This window comes from Pedobacter sp. SAFR-022 (genome assembly GCF_051965375.1).
GTDB lineage: Bacteria > Bacteroidota > Bacteroidia > Sphingobacteriales > Sphingobacteriaceae > Pedobacter.
The window spans coordinates 1135371-1151119 of sequence record NZ_JBQCME010000001.1; the positions used below are offsets into that span (position 1 = coordinate 1135371).

Below are 15749 nucleotides of genomic sequence, written 5' to 3' on the forward strand. Positions count from 1 at the left end.
GGGTATTGTTATTAATATTCTTTATTGATCAGCAGTGGATTGCTGGTTTTAAGCGCCTTTTCCAACTTGCGGGCCTGGCGACGCCTCAAAATGCTAACCTCCATCTTTACGTCAGTTACCGGCCGGTCTCTTTCATCCGTTTTCAGCACAGCAATGCTGTCGACCAGTTCCAGCCCTTGAACCACCTCCCCAAACGCTGTATAGTTGCGGTCCAGGTGTGGGGAGCCACCGAGCGTTTTGTAAACGGCACGATGACTTTCCGGCAATTTAAACTGCAATCTTTTCGTTTCGATAGCATCCAGCTGCTCATCGGTGTAGGTTTTCCCCTGAACGATATAGAACTGGCAACCACTGGAAGCTTTCTCCGGATTATTGTCCCTTGCTGCAGCAAGTACGCCCTTTTTATGGAACAGGCTATCCCTGAACTCCGCCGGAACCTGGTAACCTACATCACCCTCGCCAAGGGCCGCACCAGTCTTTGCATTCCTCGAATCAGGGTCACCACCCTGGATCATGAAGTTTTGGATCACCCGGTGAAACAAGGTGCCATTATAAAACTTCTCTTTTGCAAGCTTCAGGAAGTTGTCGCGGTGTAAGGGTGTTTGATTGTAGAGCATGATGATACATTCCCCTTTATCGGTGCTGATGCGAACATACTGATGCTTCGGCTTTGCCGCATAACTGCCCAGACTCAAGCACAGCAGGGCTACTAAAAACAGGTTTTTCATTGCTAGAATATTGTTTGCGGTGATGCATGCGCATCGGCTATTTAGCCGCTTTTCAGCCTGGAGCCGACGTGTAAGCTCACCAAAATTATTTTTGCTAAGGTAATCGTTTTTCCGGAGGGATAGAAAGTCTTCGTTAGTAGTACTTTATGTATAAAAATTCTTGTAGTTTCAAGAAATTTATTATTTTTGGTCAGAATGAAAACAATGCGTACCATAGCAAAGGGATTGAGCGTACTGTGCCTGTTAGGCGCAGTTGGCGTAATGCTGGTTTTGCAGCTATGCAGTTCTAATACAGGGATTTTCAATAATACTGCCAGCGGTAATCGGAACAACGGCCAGGCAGAGCATAAAGCCACTGAAGCCAGCTTCTCGTGTAAGGAAAATGGCCCGGCTTCCAATGCTCCAGCGGATATGGGTGTTACCAGTATCCTGACACCGATCATCTCCGAATACCTGTCAGGATTGTTGCCGCGATTGCTGCGCTAAGCAATTCTCAAACATCAACACTTATATTCAAGACTAATATGGATCTGGGCTCACTGCGCTCCAGCCACCATCCACCAGGATCGTCTGCCCGGTGATCTGCGACGCTTCATCAGAAACCAGAAACATTGCCGTGCTGGCAACATCCTGCACCGTACCCGCACGCCCCGTCGGCGTAATTCTTGCCCATGTTTTTTCGTAATCCGGATCTTCCAGTGTGCGTTCAGTTGCAGTGGCACCGGGTGCAATGCAGTTCACGGTAATGCCAAACCGGGAAACTTCAATCACCAGGTTCCTGGCCAGCATCTCCAGCGCTGCTTTACTCATCCCATAGGCAGCCAGATTGCGGTGTGCCTGGTGCCCTGTTACCGAGGACATGAACAGCAGCCTGCCGCCAGAGGTTTGTGCCTTCATTTGCTTTGCCGCAGCCTGGGCCAAAAAGAAGGTGCCGTTTAAATTCACCTGCATCACCCGCGAGAAAGCTTCCGGGCTATAGCTGAAAAAATCACCAAAAAGCGTAATGCCAGCATTCGCAATGGCAATGTCCAGTTTTCCGAAATTCGAAACTGCGGTATCAACGATTTGCTGAATGATGCTGAGGTCGCTGGAATCGCCAGGCACCGCTATACAAACACCCCCGGCATTGTTCAATTCCAGGACTGCCTGCGCGGCAAGTTCAGCATCAACGTCGTTCAAAATCACCCTGGCGCCCGCAGCACAAAGCTTTCTGCAGATCTCTAGTCCAATACCTTGTCCGGCACCGCTTACAATAGCAACTTTATTTTCAAAACTCATATTCGCATCTATCTTTTAAAGCATCATGGAGATGCCATGTGGTAAAGTTAATGAGAGTCACGGGTAACCTGACTTCCGGATCCACCGCGAAGGAAATCCAGATCGGCACCCAGGTGTGCACCCTGTACATGCTCCTGATAGAGCCGTACATAACCTCTTGCTGCCGTTGGTGCTACAGGAGGCAGCGCCTTCTTGCGTGCCGCGATTTCTTCATCGGAAACATGTAAATGCAGTAGCCTGCCTTTTACATCCAAAGTAATCTCGTCTCCGCCGCGTACAATGGCCAGTGTGCCGCCATCCGCCGCTTCAGGAGATACATGCAGCACCACGGTGCCAAAGCCTGTACCACTCATCCGCCCATCAGAAATCCGTACCATGTCTGTCACGCCTTTCGCCAGCAACTTCGCCGGCAAACCCATATTGCCCACCTCCGGCATTCCGGGATAACCCTTCGGACCAACGTTTTTCAGCACCAGCAAACTCGTCTCGTCAACCTCCAGCAAAGGGTCATCGATGCGTGCATTATAGTCCTCGATATTTTCAAATACGACCGCCTTTCCAGTATGTTTCATCAGCTGTGCGGAAGCCGCAGAAGGCTTGATCACTGCACCCTGTTCACACAAATTTCCTTTAAGTGCAACAATGCCCGACATGGTGCTGAAGGGCTGGTCGGTCGTCGTAATGATGTTCGGGTCATAACACTCAGCGCTGCCGAAATTCTCGGCGACCGTTCGCCCGTTTGCGGTCAGGCAACCGGTATGAAGATGGGGCAGCAATTTATTGATGATGGCCGGTAAACCCCCGGCATAGTATAGATCTTCCATGAAGAAACTGCCGGATGGCTGCAGGTTCGCAATCAGGGGAATGTCTGCCGACAAGCGGTCCAGATCTTCCAGGCTGAGCTCCACGCCAATCCGGCCGGCTATGGCCAACAGGTGGATCACAAAGTTCGTCGACCCGCCGATGGCGGCATTCACCTTAATGGCATTTTCAAAGGCTTCAGGGCTCAGGATGTCCGATAATTTACGGTCTGCCTTAACCATCCTGACGATCTCGGCACCGGAACGCTGTGCAATGATCTTCCGTGCCGCATCAGGCGCCGGAATAGCGGCGTTCCCGGGCAAGGAAATGCCCAAAGCTTCTACCATGCAGGCCATTGTCGATGCCGTACCCATCACGGCACAATGCCCATCGCTGCGGCACATGCCAGCTTCTGCCAGCGACAACTCCATATCGTCCATGTGCCCGGCACGTTGTGCTTCTGAAAATCGCCAGAGGTCTGAGGTGCCGATGCACTTGCCCCGGTGCCTGCCAGTAAGCATGGGCCCGCCCGAAACCACAATCGTTGGCAGGTCCACGCTACAGGCACCCATCACCAATGAAGGTGTGGTCTTATCGCAGCCGCAAAGCAGCACCACGCCATCCAGGGGATTGGCACGGATCGCCTCTTCCACATCCATGGATGCTAAATTTCGGAATAACATCGCCGTAGGTTTCATGAGTGTTTCCCCTAAAGAGAGTACTGGAAATTCTACTGGAAAGCCACCTGCCTCGTACACACCGCGTTTTACGTGTTCCGCCAATTCGCGGAAATGCGAGTTGCAGGGGGTAAGCTCCGACCAGGTATTACAGATGCCGATGATTGGCCGCCCGTCAAACTCATGCGGCGCAATGCCCTGTTTTCTCATCCAGGCACGGTAGATGAATCCATCCTTGCCTTTACGGCCAAACCATCCCTGACTTCTTAATTTCTGCTCGTCCATACCATTCAAATTTTTGCAAAAGGTCAGCGCATAAGTATGCGGCGTCTTCAGCCTTACGGAAACGTTTACATTGGTTATAGCTAAAAATAGTTCTAATAAAGCAAGAAAAGAAAACCCGACCGTAAAGAGATTGTGGCGAAACTGCTAGCGCAAATTATTTTATCTTGCAGCAGCTATATAAATCCTAATTCCTTCATGAAAAGAATCTTTACCGCTTTGCTGCTGTTTTCTGCAGCCGCTGTTCATGCACAGCAAACCAGCACCCTGACCGTAGAAAAGATCATGCGCGATCAGAAGTGGATCGGTGTTGCGCCTACTAACTATCGCTGGGCAGATGATAGTAAAACGCTGTATTTCGACTGGAACCCACAGCAGAAAGCCAAAGAACAACTCTTCCGCGTACAAGCCGGTAAAAACAAACCGGAGCTTTCTCCTGATTCCACTACCGAAAAGGCCATCGGACCTGTTTATACTTTTAACCAGAATGGCAGCCTCGGTGTAGCGGAGCAGGATGGCGACATCTACCTCTTACAGGTAAAAACAAAAAAACAGAGCCGTTTAACCAATACCATGGATCGTGAAAGTAATCCTGGCTTCCTGATCAATGGTGCCATCTACTTCCTCAAAGGCGGTAATTTCTTCAGCCTGGATCCAAACACACAAACCTTAACGCAGTTAACCAATTTCGTACCCGGCAATAAACCCGCAGGGAACAAGGCAGTACCTTCTCCACAGGAGAGTTGGCTAAAAAACCAGCAACTGCAGATATTCGATGTGCTCAAAGAAAACACCAGCACCGCGGGCAGAAGGCCATCCCGTGCCACAAACAAACAGGCGCTGAAACCCATTTACCTCGAAAACAAAGGCATTACTGGATTAACCCTTAGCCCTGATGGCCGTTTCGTGACCTATCAACTCGTAACCCTTGCCAAAGGGAACACCAATACCATCATCCCTAATTTTGTAACCAAATCGGGGTACACTGAAGATATCAATGGCAGAACTAAAGTAGGCGAGATCCCTTCCAGTTATGAGTTCTTCATCTACGATAAACAACGTGATTCAGCTTACCAGGTTGCGGTAAGCAATATACAAGGCATCAAGGACCTCCCAGATTACCTGAAAGACTACCCTAAACAGCTCGAAGAGCGGAAGAAAAAGAACGAAGACCGGAAAGTTCGTTTTACACCCGTGATCTGGAACAGCAACGCCAGCGCAGCAGTGCTTACGGCAAAGGCGCTGGACAATAAGGACCTCTGGATCCTGAAGCTTGACCCTGCAAAAGGCAGCTTCAGCGTAGTAGACCGCCAGCGGGATGAAGCATGGATCGCAGGCCCGGGAATCAGCTCCTATATTGCAAACATCGATTTCATCGACCAGAATAAGATTTATTACCAGAGTGAGGCCAGCGGATACTCGCACCTCTATGTGGCGGATGTCAATACCGGCAGTAAAAAGCAGCTTACCAGCGGCAAATGGGAGCTGCAGACCTTGAACCTTTCCAAGGATAAAAAGACCTTCTATTTCACCGGTAACATGGAACACCCAGGTATCACACACTTCTACAGCCTGCCGGTAACTGGTGGTAAACCGACCCAGATCACCAGCATGAAGGGTGGTAACCAGATCACCATGTCACCAGATGAGAAATGGATCGCCATCAATTATTCTTACATGGACAAGCCCTGGGAGCTCTACATCCAGCCGAATAAAGCAGGTGCGAAGGCGATACAGATCACGGAGTCCAGATCTGAAGAATTTAAATCCTATGCCTGGAGGAAACCCGATTTGGTTGCCTTTAAGAACCGCCATGGCGATGATGTTTATGCCAGGATCTATCCTGCAAAAAATGGAGGCCAGAACAGCCCGGCGGTAGTCTTTGTACACGGCGCAGGTTACTTGCAGAACGTACATTACTGGTGGAGCCAATATTCCAGGGAATATATGTTCCACAACTTGCTGGCAGATAACGGCTATACCGTTATCGACATTGATTACACCGGCAGTGCAGGTTACGGCAGAAATCACCGTACCGGAATTTACAGGCATATGGGGGGTAAGGACCTCACGGATCAGGTGGATGGCGTTAAGCTCTTAGTCGATAAATATGGCGTAGATCCAAAGCGGGTAGGTATCTATGGTGGTTCCTACGGTGGGTTCATCACCCTGATGGGGCTCTTCAACGAACCGGATGTTTTCAAAAGCGGTGCCGGTTTACGTTCGGTAACCGACTGGGCACACTACAATCAGGGCTATACGGCTAATATCTTGAATGAGCCTTTTAACGATGAAATTGCTTATCAGCGTAGTTCGCCGATCAATTTTGCAGCAGGATTGAAGGGTAATTTGCTGATGTGCCATGGTATGGTTGACGTCAATGTGCATTTCCAGGACATTGTGCGCCTGTCACAAAAGCTCATCGAATTGGGAAAAGATAATTGGGAACTCGCCGTGTACCCGGTTGAAGATCATGGATTTACCACGCCAAGCAGTTGGACCGATGAATACAAAAGAATCTTCAAACTGTTCGAAACTACTTTAAAAGAAAAATAGTTTAACGCTATTTTCTGCTTTTATGTTTATAGTTATCCTCTATAACCCTATAGAGAATAACAATCTACAACAAGCCATTTGGTGTTGCTAATCAGGGCGCAGAGACATACCTTTGCGCCATAAAAAAACCAATATAATTATGATCAACTTAGGTGAACAATTTCCTTCATTCTCTAAAATTGCCGTTGTAAGTCTAGAAAAAGGTAAAGAATTTGAAACCATTACTTCAGAATCTTTCATCAATGACAACAACGAGTGGACTTGCATGTTCTGGTGGCCAAAAGACTTTACTTTTGTTTGTCCTACAGAAATCGCTGAATTCAACGCTAACTACAGCGAATTCCGTGACCGCGATACCAAATTAATCGGTGCTTCAACTGACTCAGAAAACGTTCACTTGGCTTGGAGAAATAACCATGATGATCTTCGTGGCTTAAAATTCCCAATGCTTGCAGATACTTCTAAGTCTTTAGCTAAAGCATTAGACATCCTTGAGCCTGTTGAAGGAATTGCTTATCGCGCTACTTTTATCATTGACCCTCAAGGTATCATCCGTTGGGTAAGTGCTAACGACTTAAGCGTAGGTCGTAACGTTAAAGAAGTATTAAGAGTTCTTGATGCTTTACAAACTGACGAACTTTGTCCTTGTAACTGGGAAAAAGGTCAGGAAACCTTAACCGTTTAATTAAAAAACGAAAATATTATCCCTGTAAATGCTTTTTGCAGGGATTTTTTATACCCTAATATTTAAAAAATATGAGCGCAAACACAGAAGTTATCCAGGAAGTTCTAGCCATTGTAGGCTTAGATGCAGATTACAGAAATGCAAGCTTAAACTTGCTTGAAAAAGGCAATTCAAGATATGTACGTGACCTTAAATTGAACTTTACCAGCACCCTTACTTCTTCTTATTTATCAGAAAAGGAATGTGCTTTAGTGGCTTTAAGCATCGCGGTAAACAACAACAATGCGGTTTTAACCAACTTCCTGGAGAAACACGCTTTAGAAAAAGGTGCTACGGCAGAAGAGATTGCTGAAGCAGCTGGCTGTGCCTCTTTATTGGCTTTAAACAACGTATTCTACCGATTCCGTCATTTCACCGGTAAAGAAAAATACACGCAGATCCCTGCACGTATCCGTATGCAACTGATGAGCAGCCCGGTAACCGGAAAAGAGTTTTTCGAGTTGATGAGTATTGCCGTTTCTGCCGTAAACGGTTGCGAAATGTGTGTGAATGCACATGAGAAGTCGATCCTTGCACTAGGCTCTTCAGAAGAGCGTGTTTTTGATGCGGTACGTATCGCATCGATCATCACTGCAACGGGAAAAGTAATCTACTAATCCTTTGATCAGCACCATGTAAATGGTTGATTATAAAAAAACGCTGCCCTGGTAATCAGAGCAGCGTTTTTTTATGCTAAACAGGTATGCTAAGCCAGGTTTCTGCCGGCATTAACGATACCGTAAACGGTACGGATCGCAAGTTTCTCATAAGCTTGCTGCTCCTCTTCGCCTGGCTGCTGCTGTAGCATGGCCATCGCGTAATGCTGGATCAACACCAAAGGCAGCACAATCTTTTCCCTCACCGCTATAGAGCGCTTCTCTACAGGATAATTTTCCATCAAGGACTGCTGGTCAGCCAGCTTCAATAACATCGCCTTAGAAAGCTCGTATTCTGCATGCAGCATCTTCCAGAAACCACCGAATTCCGGGTCTTCCGCGAAGTGTGCGGTGATGGAGAAATCTGTTTTACTCATAGACATCATGCAGTTTTCAATGATCGTCTTGAAATAGCCAGATTCCTGGTAGGTCTTGTGGACCTTATCCCAATTGCCTTGTTCTTCCTGATTTTTCAATGCGGTACCGATGCCGTAAAAGCCAGGGATATTTTGTTTCAGCTGGCTCCAGGAGGTCACGAAGCTGATGGCGCGCAGGTCTTCTAATTCCAGTTTCTTTCCGGAGTTTCGTTTTACCGGTCTGGAGCTTATGGTGATCTTCGACAATAACGTTAATGGTGAAAACTTCTCCAGGTAGCTTAAGAACAGTGGATCCTGACGTAAGGACACATAAGCATTATAGCTATCCCTGGCCATGGTATCCAGTACCTCTTTGTGCAGCGGATCCAGCAGGATGTTGTGCTTTTCCCGGATGCCCGCGGAAATACCGGCATTGATCAGCTGCTCAATGTTGAACTCCGCACTGGCAATGGAGCCATACTGCGAGCTGATGGTTTGTCCCTGTATCGTGAGCTGGATGTTTTTGTTTGCAATTTCCTTACCCATCGAGGCATAGAAGCGGTGTGTTTTACCACCACCTCGTGCAGGAGGGCCACCCCGGCCATCGAAGAAGGCCAGTTGGATATTATGCCTGTTGGACACTTCTGTGAGTGCTACTTTGGCGTTAAAGATCGACCAGTTGGCCATCAGGTATCCACCATCTTTGGTGCTGTCTGAAAAGCCCAGCATGATGTCCTGTTTATTGCCCCGGCGTTCGAGGTGCCTTTTGTAGAATGGATGGGTATATAGCGTCTCCATAATTTCGCCGGCAACAGCAAGGTCATCCACGGTTTCAAACAGCGGCACAAAGTCCATGCTCAGGTCTTCTTCTGTCCAGCCGTTAAACAGGAACAGGTCGGTAAGCTGCAGGATATCACTTGCACGCTGACAGTTACTGATAATGAAGCGGTGGCAGGCCAGTTCTCCATTGCTCTGCTGAATCTGTTTGATCTCTGCGATGGTACTGATCGTGTCAACCGTTAGCGGATCGGGTTCCGTGGTACGATCCAGACAGTAGGTATACGCTTTACGCAGCACCCGGCTGTCTTGGCGGATATCCAGCGAAGCGAAGTGGCAACCATAAAGGTTTACTTTACGGATCAGGTCATCAACCACATCTACAAACAACCCATCATGTGAAGTGATCAGGGTATTGCGGATCTCCTCCAGCTGTGCGATCAGGTCTTCATTAAGGTTCTCGGATTCAATGTTGGAATCAAAGGCATTTTTATACAATACATCCTGTATTCTGGCGATGGTATCTTCCACACCACGGAAAGTAATGCGGCGCTTCAAGTTCCTGAAATCACGATAGTAACAGCGGAACAGGATCTGACGAAGCAATTTGGCTACCTGCAATGTCGAGTCTGCGTGTACGTTCGGGTTGCCATCACGGTCACCGCCGGGCCAGAAGCCCAGTTCGATCACCTTCTTCGAAGGGATGTTGAACTCAGCAAGCGTTTCATCGATATCCTTCTGGATGTTCGCTGCGGCGAAGTAAAATACATTTTCCATGAACCAGGCCAGGCTCAAAGCCTCATCGACCGGACTTGGTGATTTCTTGTTGAAGAAAGGTGTTTTACCCAGTTGCTGCAACAATTGATTGATGGTGGAAATATCATTCACCTTCAAAGCAGCGGTAAGGTCGGTGATGATAGACAACACACTACCCGGATAGAACTGCGTAGGGTGGGCGGTTAATACCAATCGTAAGGAAAACTCTTCGATTAAGGCCTCTACCTTGGTCTGCAGCAACCTGTTGTCTATACCTTTCGACAAATAGGAGTGCAGTGAACTTTGATCATCCGGTGTATTCAGCTTGTTGAAGGATGCATCCTCTACCGCGTCAAATAACACAACCTGGCGTTCAATGTATTGGATAAAGCGGAACAGCAGGTCAATGCCGTCCTTGGTATCTTCGGTCTTGCTGAACTTTTCGAAAAAGCTGTTGATGATCTCGGTAGGGTTCTGGTGTTGCTTCACACCATCCTCGCAATGTTTAATAAACAGCGGCAATAACGTTCCGGTATCTTTTATCTTGTAAAAGGGAAGCGTAAGGAATAAGCTGTTATAAAGTTCAAATCTGGACACGACATCGTTCGAAAAAATTGCTTCTTTTTGTCCACTGATTTTTGGTTTATAGGTCATAGTTTTAGGTCATTAAGAGCCCTTAAGCTAAGGATTTTAAGGTAAAAACGCCTAAAATGCTTCAACAAAAATTTTGAAGAAATACTAAAAGTTATTATCTTGCTACCACAAGGTTATTAAATCTTACAACAAATAGTAGTAATGATGTCCGCAAGACCATCAGATTTATTGTGTTAATTGTTAATTTTTTGGGAAAAAAAGGCCGCTGTTTTCAGCGGCTTTTTTTTGTTCAAAATTTTCTGCCAGCGTTTTTTTATTAACTCCAAAACGTGCAGATAAACCCGGATGAGACATAACCTCGCCTTGCCGTTGACAGGGGGTTAACAAGGGGTTGACAAGGCCTTGACAAGGCTAAAGCCGAAGAACCGCCTTGTCAACCCCTTGTCAATGCTTTGTTAAGGTCTGCTCAGTGCAAAGGCAAATAGGTGTTCTTTACTGTTTTCTACTTGTATAATGCAGGAATTTAAAGATCTTTGGGTATGAAAAAGATAGTACTACTGTTATTCCTCTTTATAACGGGTAGTTATGTACATGCGCAGCAAAAACCTGCGGTGAAAAAAGACTGGATAGAAACCAAGGATCAAAAACGGAAAGCTTATACGATTCCCCGGAAGAAACTCATCAGTACTGCGGTGAAAGATGATTACCTGATCGTGGTAGACAACCGGATCTTCGACAATGATGCTGCAGCTTTCGCGAAAGTGCCAAAAGATTCGCTCCTGCTGGTGAATACGATCAGAGATTCTTTAAGCACTTCAAACATCAAGACCATCCGCATTTATAAAAGGAAATAAAAAAAAGAGATAAGGTTACCTTATCTCTTTTTTCATTGCCACCATTAACATGATTAGTGAACATCAACCGGGATGTTCGCATTCTTTTTAAATTTCTGCAGGTAAAGCAGTGGGATGGAGCAAAGCATGATCATACCTGCAATCCAGTAGGCATCGTTATAGGTAAGCAGTAAAGTCTGCTTCACGATGGTACCTTCCAAAGCTTTGGTAGCAAGCATTTTCGCATCCAGATACCCGTAACCTTTACCCATAAAGTTACGTATGAAGCCCTCAAAGCGTTCTGAAAATGCGGGGTTGTATTCGTTTACATTGGTCAGCAGGTTTGTTCTGTGGTAACCCTGACGTACGTGGATGAGCGTGGTTAATGCTGCGATTCCAAACGATCCCCCGAGTTGGCGACTCATGTTATTCAAACCCGATCCCTGTCCAATCTCTGCACCTTTCAGATCCTGTATGGCCAGCGTAGTCAGTGGTACGAACAATAGCGCCATACCGAAACCGCGGATCACCAGTGGTAAAAAGAAATCGCCGGTTCCGGATTGAAGGGTTGATTTGCTCAGCATCATACAAAATAGGTAGAACAAGAACATCCCAATGGTAGCCATAAACTGCGCTGGTACACCTTTCTTCAGCATGATTCCGATGAAAGGCATCATCAGGATGGTACACAATCCACCGGGGAACAGCAATTCTCCGGTTTGTAATGGAGAGAAGCCCAGCAGGTTCTGGCAAAAGATTGGGAACACGAATACGGAACCGTATAATCCGAAGCCAAGGATGAAGGACGTAAACATACCCACTGAGAAGCTCCGGTGACGCATGATCTTGAAGTTCACGATCGGGTGATCCGTCGTGGTTTCACGCCAGATGAATAACAGAATACCCAGAACCGACATTACCGTTAATACAATGATGTATCCGGTGGAGAACCAGTCCTCGCTTTCACCTTTCTCCAGTACGGTTTGCAAACTGCCGACAGCGACCGCCAGTAAGATAATGCCCCACCAGTCAATCGGCATACCTTTACCTTCTTTAGGCGTGGATCGCACGAAAGTGTAGGTGAGGTATGCGGCGAGAATACCGACCGGAATGTTCACGTAGAAGATCCATGGCCAGGTGCTGATGTCGAGGATGTAACCACCGATGGTAGGGCCTACAGTAGGACCCACAACGGCACCCAATCCGAATAATGCGGTTGCGATACCGATGTCTTCCCTTGGCCAGGTTTCAATTAAGATGGCCTGGGCCGTAGAGATCAAACCACCACCTGCAACACCCTGCAGGATACGGAACAAGATCAGCTCATCCAGATTTGTCGCATTACCGCACAAAAAGGAGGTAATGGTAAACATGATGATGGAGAATAAGAAATAATTTTTTCGTCCGAAGCGTGAGCCCAGCCAGCCCGACATGGGCAGGATGATCACGTTCGCCACGGCATAACCGGTGGAAAGCCAGGCTACGTCTTCGAGCGTGGCACCCAGGTTACCCTGTATCTGTGGCAGTGCTACGTTTACGATGGTCGTATCAATCAGCTCCAATAAGGAGGCGGTGATCACCGTGAACGTAATAATCCACTTTTTAAAACCTTTTTCGGCCATTTTATTAATCTTTTATGGAAACAGAAGCTTGTACACTCATACCCGGACGTAATTTGTCCATGATTTCTTTTGAGGCTTTTGTAATCTTAATTTTTACCGGAACGCGTTGTACCACTTTCACGAAGTTACCGGTAGCATTATCCGGAGGTAACAGGGATCCTTTTGCACCTGTAATCGGCGAGAAGTTGTACACTTCACCAATCACTTCGTCGTTTGGATAAGCATCAACTTCCACACGCACTTTCATGCCTGGTTTGATGTCTTCCAGTTGCGTTTCTTTGAAGTTGGCAGTAACATAGATGCTGCCTTCATTCACGATAGAGAACAAAGACTGACCGGCTTGTACCAGCTGCCCTTTCTGAATGTTCTTGCGGGAAACGGTACCTGTTGCAGGTGCCTTGATCTCTGCATAGGACAATTGCAACTTGGCGAAGTCTACATCTGCCTGGCGCTGATTAACGCTGGAGCTGCTTACCGCAAGTTGCGATTGCGTGGTGCCCACTTGTTTTACAACGGCATTATACTGGTCTGTAGCGGCCTGGAAGGCTGCTTCTGCAGATTCTTTTTGTGCTTTAGCCTGATCAAATTGTTGTTGCGTGATTGAACCGTCTTTTACCAGGTTTGCATAACGTTCGTAGTCTTTCTGCGCAAGGTTTAATCTTACTCTCGCTTCAGTAATGTTGGCTTTTGCCGTGCTGGTATTGGCAGAAGAAGCTGCAATTTGTGCTTGTGACACGCCTACACCTGCAGATGCACCTTTTTGAGTAGCAAGGGCCTGCTCTAATTTCACTTTATAGTCACGATCATCAAGTCTTACCAAAACTTGTCCTTCGGTAACACGGGTGTTTTCTTCGAAAAGGATTTCGTTTACATAGCCGCCAACACGGGCCACTACCGGACTGATGTCGCCATCAATCTGTGCATCATCTGTGTCTACGTGGGTACTGTAATATAAGTACTCCTTTACGCCAAAAATGGCGCCTATAAGGATCAATACCCCTAAGATGATAGGTACGATCTTGTTTTTCTTTTTTACTTCAGTTGTCATGTTAGTGGTTGTATGATTTATTGAGAAATTTTTCCTGTTGAGTTTAGTAAGGTATAGTAAGCCAGTCCTGCATCTGCTTTAGCGATTTCAAGGTTGATCTTACTTTGATATAATAAGGTTTCTGCATCAATACGGTCGATTGCGGAAGCCACATTGTTCCTGTATTTGGATTCCAGTAAGCGGTCGTTTTCAGAAGCCTGCTGAATAGAAGTTTCCAGCACTTTGATTCTGGCCAATGCGAGTTGGTAATCCTGGTAGTTCTTGTTGATCTCAGTTTTCACCTGATCCAGCTGCAGGTCCTTGGTTAGGGTAACCTCTTTCTGCTGAATTCTGGCTTCGCTTACTTTATTCTTGTTGTTCCATAGTGCGCCTATGTTCCAGGAAACATTCGCGCCGACAGTCATTGGAACGATGTATTGGTTGGCTGGTGGAATAAACTTGCCACTTGGATTTACATAGTACAGGTTCGCACCAACACCTACCGTAGGCAGCACATTCGCTTTCACATTCTTGATGTTGTTTTCGGCAACCTTGTTTTGCAGATCAAGGGAACGAAGTTCCTGGCGATTGGCAAGGCCCATTTGCAGGTAGGCATCCAGCTGCTGTGGCGTAGCCAGGCTCTCATCCGGATTGGCGATCTCCAGTTCTGTTTGCTCTGGCAAACCCAGGAGTACATCCAGGTTATAGTTGATCACCTTGCGGTTGTTTTCCGCTTCCATCTGCGAAAGGGTCACGTTAGCTTGTTGCAGCTGGAACCTCAACACGTCGTTCTTAGTTACAATACCTTGTTCAAAAAAGCGCTGCGCTTGTTTCAGCTGGCTGGCAATGGCCTCCAGGTTTTGCGCAATCACTTTCTTACTCTGCGTGATCTTGTGCAAAGCATAATAAGTGTTGATCACCGCATAACTTACATCTTTAGCGCTTTTATCCGCATCCAGTTTAGCCACTTCCGTAAGCAGACGGGTAGATTCTTCAGCAAGTCTGAATTTGCCACCGCCATAAACCAGCTCTTGCACGGCTGCCGTACCGATGAAGGCATCAGAGCGTTTTGGCAGACGCAGCGGGTCGGCACCGCCAAAGTCGAAGGTGCTGGTTGGAATTTCTGCGTGATTATAGGCAAAGGAGGCACTTGCCGTAGGCAGTTTCTCGTCTTTGACGGTTTTGAGCTGCGCTACGGCGCGGTCAATCCTGTTTTGGGACAGCTTCAGGTTCTTGCTGTTCTCCAGTCCCAGTTGTACCGCCTCAGGCAAGCTTAGCTTACGCACGTTCTGTGCATACAACATTCCGGGCAGCAGCAAAGCCAGGATGCTTAGTTTTAAGGTGTTCTGTATCATTGTTGGGGTGTTAAATACGTGGTAATTAAATCTTTCAGGTAGGTAATCAACCGTTCGGTCAAAATCTCACGGTCTGCAGGGATTTTGATATCCAGTTTAGAGCCCGCGGTAATCTTTGATGGTGCCGTAGCCACATTGGTGATCGTTCCCATGATGGTTGCGATAAGCATCCGCACATCTACCGGACGAAACTGCTCCCTGGCGATACCTTCATTGATGATGCGCTCAATAGCCATCAGGTTTTTGCTCATGGCCTCCTTAAGCTTGTCGTACATTTCCGGCCGCTGCGTTAAGGATAGCTCCCGGTGCATCATTTTATGAAAGGATATATTTCCGAGAATTCTGCGGGCATACTGATCAACAACCATGGTCAGCTTTTCCAGCTGACTTAAATCCTCAGCCTCAATGCTACTCAGCGCCAGGCTGAAGCCATTTATCCGGTTAGACATGATCTCCATGAACACACCTTCTTTGGAGCCAAAGTAGTAGTTGATCATGGACATATTCGCCCCGGCTTCAGTTGCGATCTGCCGGGTGGATGTCCCTTCGTAGCCCTGAGAGGCAAACAACTTTTCAGCAGCATTAAGGATACTGGTTCGTTTATCTGTTTTTCCCATTTCTTTATTGCGCGGCAAAACTAATCAATCGTTTGATTGATTAAAAGAGATTTAAAGAAAAAGCGCACAGATTACCGGAGTTTGACAGTTGCACTAGGTTGCTTGCATGC

At 47.0% G+C, this 15749-nt stretch carries 13 protein-coding genes; 5 read left to right on the forward strand and 8 right to left on the reverse strand.

Annotated elements, in window-relative coordinates; all coding sequences use genetic code 11:
• Window positions 1–11: 11 nt before the first annotated feature.
• On the reverse strand, window positions 12–728 hold the full coding sequence (locus ACTHQF_RS04915; protein WP_440428786.1) for a peptidylprolyl isomerase: 717 nt from the start codon (window positions 726–728) through the stop codon (window positions 12–14).
• A gap of 195 nt (window positions 729–923) precedes the next feature.
• On the opposite strand from ACTHQF_RS04915, the gene ACTHQF_RS04920 reads away from it, so the two are divergent.
• Window positions 924–1214: a hypothetical protein gene (locus ACTHQF_RS04920; protein ID WP_440428787.1), complete on the forward strand. Its 291-nt coding sequence runs from the start codon at window positions 924–926 to the stop codon at window positions 1212–1214.
• A gap of 33 nt (window positions 1215–1247) precedes the next feature.
• Here ACTHQF_RS04920 and ACTHQF_RS04925 read toward each other — a convergent pair whose 3' ends face one another.
• Both ACTHQF_RS04925 and ACTHQF_RS04930 read right to left on the reverse strand, forming a co-directional pair.
• The gene (locus ACTHQF_RS04925; RefSeq protein WP_440428788.1) at window positions 1248–2006 is read right to left on the reverse strand and encodes an SDR family NAD(P)-dependent oxidoreductase; all 759 of its coding nucleotides are present in this window, start codon (window positions 2004–2006) and stop codon (window positions 1248–1250) included.
• Between the two features lie 47 nt (window positions 2007–2053).
• On the reverse strand, window positions 2054–3769 hold the full coding sequence (locus ACTHQF_RS04930) for an IlvD/Edd family dehydratase (protein WP_440428789.1): 1716 nt from the start codon (window positions 3767–3769) through the stop codon (window positions 2054–2056).
• Window positions 3770–3964: 195 nt separating this feature from the next.
• Between ACTHQF_RS04930 and ACTHQF_RS04935 the strand changes: the two genes are divergently transcribed.
• From ACTHQF_RS04935 to ACTHQF_RS04945, 3 genes are all read left to right on the forward strand, one after another.
• Window positions 3965–6322, forward strand: coding sequence for a prolyl oligopeptidase family serine peptidase (locus tag ACTHQF_RS04935; protein ID WP_440428790.1), 2358 nt, complete (start codon window positions 3965–3967; stop codon window positions 6320–6322).
• A 139-nt stretch (window positions 6323–6461) separates the two neighbouring features.
• A complete protein-coding gene (locus ACTHQF_RS04940; RefSeq protein ID WP_440428791.1) occupies window positions 6462–7007 on the forward strand; it encodes a peroxiredoxin in 546 nt (181 codons plus the stop codon).
• Window positions 7008–7078: 71 nt separating this feature from the next.
• Window positions 7079–7663, forward strand: coding sequence for a carboxymuconolactone decarboxylase family protein (locus ACTHQF_RS04945; RefSeq protein ID WP_440428792.1), 585 nt, complete (start codon window positions 7079–7081; stop codon window positions 7661–7663).
• Window positions 7664–7752: 89 nt separating this feature from the next.
• Here the strand turns inward: ACTHQF_RS04945 and ACTHQF_RS04950 are convergent, their stop codons facing one another.
• Window positions 7753–10245, reverse strand: a complete 2493-nt coding sequence (locus tag ACTHQF_RS04950) for a phosphoenolpyruvate carboxylase (RefSeq protein WP_440428793.1) — start codon at window positions 10243–10245, stop codon at window positions 7753–7755.
• A gap of 479 nt (window positions 10246–10724) precedes the next feature.
• Here ACTHQF_RS04950 and ACTHQF_RS04955 point away from each other — a divergent pair, with 479 nt between their 5' ends.
• Window positions 10725–11039 (forward strand): hypothetical protein, encoded by a 315-nt coding sequence (locus ACTHQF_RS04955; protein ID WP_440428794.1) that lies wholly within the window; start codon window positions 10725–10727, stop codon window positions 11037–11039.
• 53 nt (window positions 11040–11092) lie between these two features.
• Here the strand turns inward: ACTHQF_RS04955 and ACTHQF_RS04960 are convergent, their stop codons facing one another.
• The 4 genes from ACTHQF_RS04960 to ACTHQF_RS04975 are packed head-to-tail and all read right to left on the reverse strand — an operon-like array spanning window position 11093 to window position 15639.
• Window positions 11093–12640, reverse strand: a complete 1548-nt coding sequence (locus ACTHQF_RS04960; protein WP_440428796.1) for a DHA2 family efflux MFS transporter permease subunit — start codon at window positions 12638–12640, stop codon at window positions 11093–11095.
• A 4-nt stretch (window positions 12641–12644) separates the two neighbouring features.
• Window positions 12645–13688: an HlyD family secretion protein gene (locus ACTHQF_RS04965; RefSeq protein WP_440428797.1), complete on the reverse strand. Its 1044-nt coding sequence runs from the start codon at window positions 13686–13688 to the stop codon at window positions 12645–12647.
• Window positions 13689–13705: 17 nt separating this feature from the next.
• Window positions 13706–15022 (reverse strand): TolC family protein, encoded by a 1317-nt coding sequence (locus tag ACTHQF_RS04970; protein WP_440428798.1) that lies wholly within the window; start codon window positions 15020–15022, stop codon window positions 13706–13708.
• Window positions 15019–15639, reverse strand: a complete 621-nt coding sequence (locus ACTHQF_RS04975; protein ID WP_440428799.1) for a TetR/AcrR family transcriptional regulator — start codon at window positions 15637–15639, stop codon at window positions 15019–15021. Before ACTHQF_RS04975 ends, ACTHQF_RS04970 begins: the two co-directional genes overlap by 4 nt.
• Window positions 15640–15749: the final 110 nt, after the last annotated feature.

What these genes read in the sequence shown, in the direction of transcription:
- ACTHQF_RS04915 (WP_440428786.1), bottom strand. Translation starts at nt 728, where the DNA reads ATGAAAAACCTGTTTTTAGTAGCCCTGCTGTGCTTGAGTCTGGGCAGT.
- ACTHQF_RS04920 (WP_440428787.1), top strand. Translation starts at nt 924, where the DNA reads ATGAAAACAATGCGTACCATAGCAAAGGGATTGAGCGTACTGTGCCTG.
- ACTHQF_RS04925 (WP_440428788.1), bottom strand. Translation starts at nt 2,006, where the DNA reads ATGAGTTTTGAAAATAAAGTTGCTATTGTAAGCGGTGCCGGACAAGGT.
- ACTHQF_RS04930 (WP_440428789.1), bottom strand. Translation starts at nt 3,769, where the DNA reads ATGGACGAGCAGAAATTAAGAAGTCAGGGATGGTTTGGCCGTAAAGGC.
- ACTHQF_RS04935 (WP_440428790.1), top strand. Translation starts at nt 3,965, where the DNA reads ATGAAAAGAATCTTTACCGCTTTGCTGCTGTTTTCTGCAGCCGCTGTT.
- ACTHQF_RS04940 (WP_440428791.1), top strand. Translation starts at nt 6,462, where the DNA reads ATGATCAACTTAGGTGAACAATTTCCTTCATTCTCTAAAATTGCCGTT.
- ACTHQF_RS04945 (WP_440428792.1), top strand. Translation starts at nt 7,079, where the DNA reads ATGAGCGCAAACACAGAAGTTATCCAGGAAGTTCTAGCCATTGTAGGC.
- ACTHQF_RS04950 (WP_440428793.1), bottom strand. Translation starts at nt 10,245, where the DNA reads ATGACCTATAAACCAAAAATCAGTGGACAAAAAGAAGCAATTTTTTCG.
- ACTHQF_RS04955 (WP_440428794.1), top strand. Translation starts at nt 10,725, where the DNA reads ATGAAAAAGATAGTACTACTGTTATTCCTCTTTATAACGGGTAGTTAT.
- ACTHQF_RS04960 (WP_440428796.1), bottom strand. Translation starts at nt 12,640, where the DNA reads ATGGCCGAAAAAGGTTTTAAAAAGTGGATTATTACGTTCACGGTGATC.
- ACTHQF_RS04965 (WP_440428797.1), bottom strand. Translation starts at nt 13,688, where the DNA reads ATGACAACTGAAGTAAAAAAGAAAAACAAGATCGTACCTATCATCTTA.
- ACTHQF_RS04970 (WP_440428798.1), bottom strand. Translation starts at nt 15,022, where the DNA reads ATGATACAGAACACCTTAAAACTAAGCATCCTGGCTTTGCTGCTGCCC.
- ACTHQF_RS04975 (WP_440428799.1), bottom strand. Translation starts at nt 15,639, where the DNA reads ATGGGAAAAACAGATAAACGAACCAGTATCCTTAATGCTGCTGAAAAG.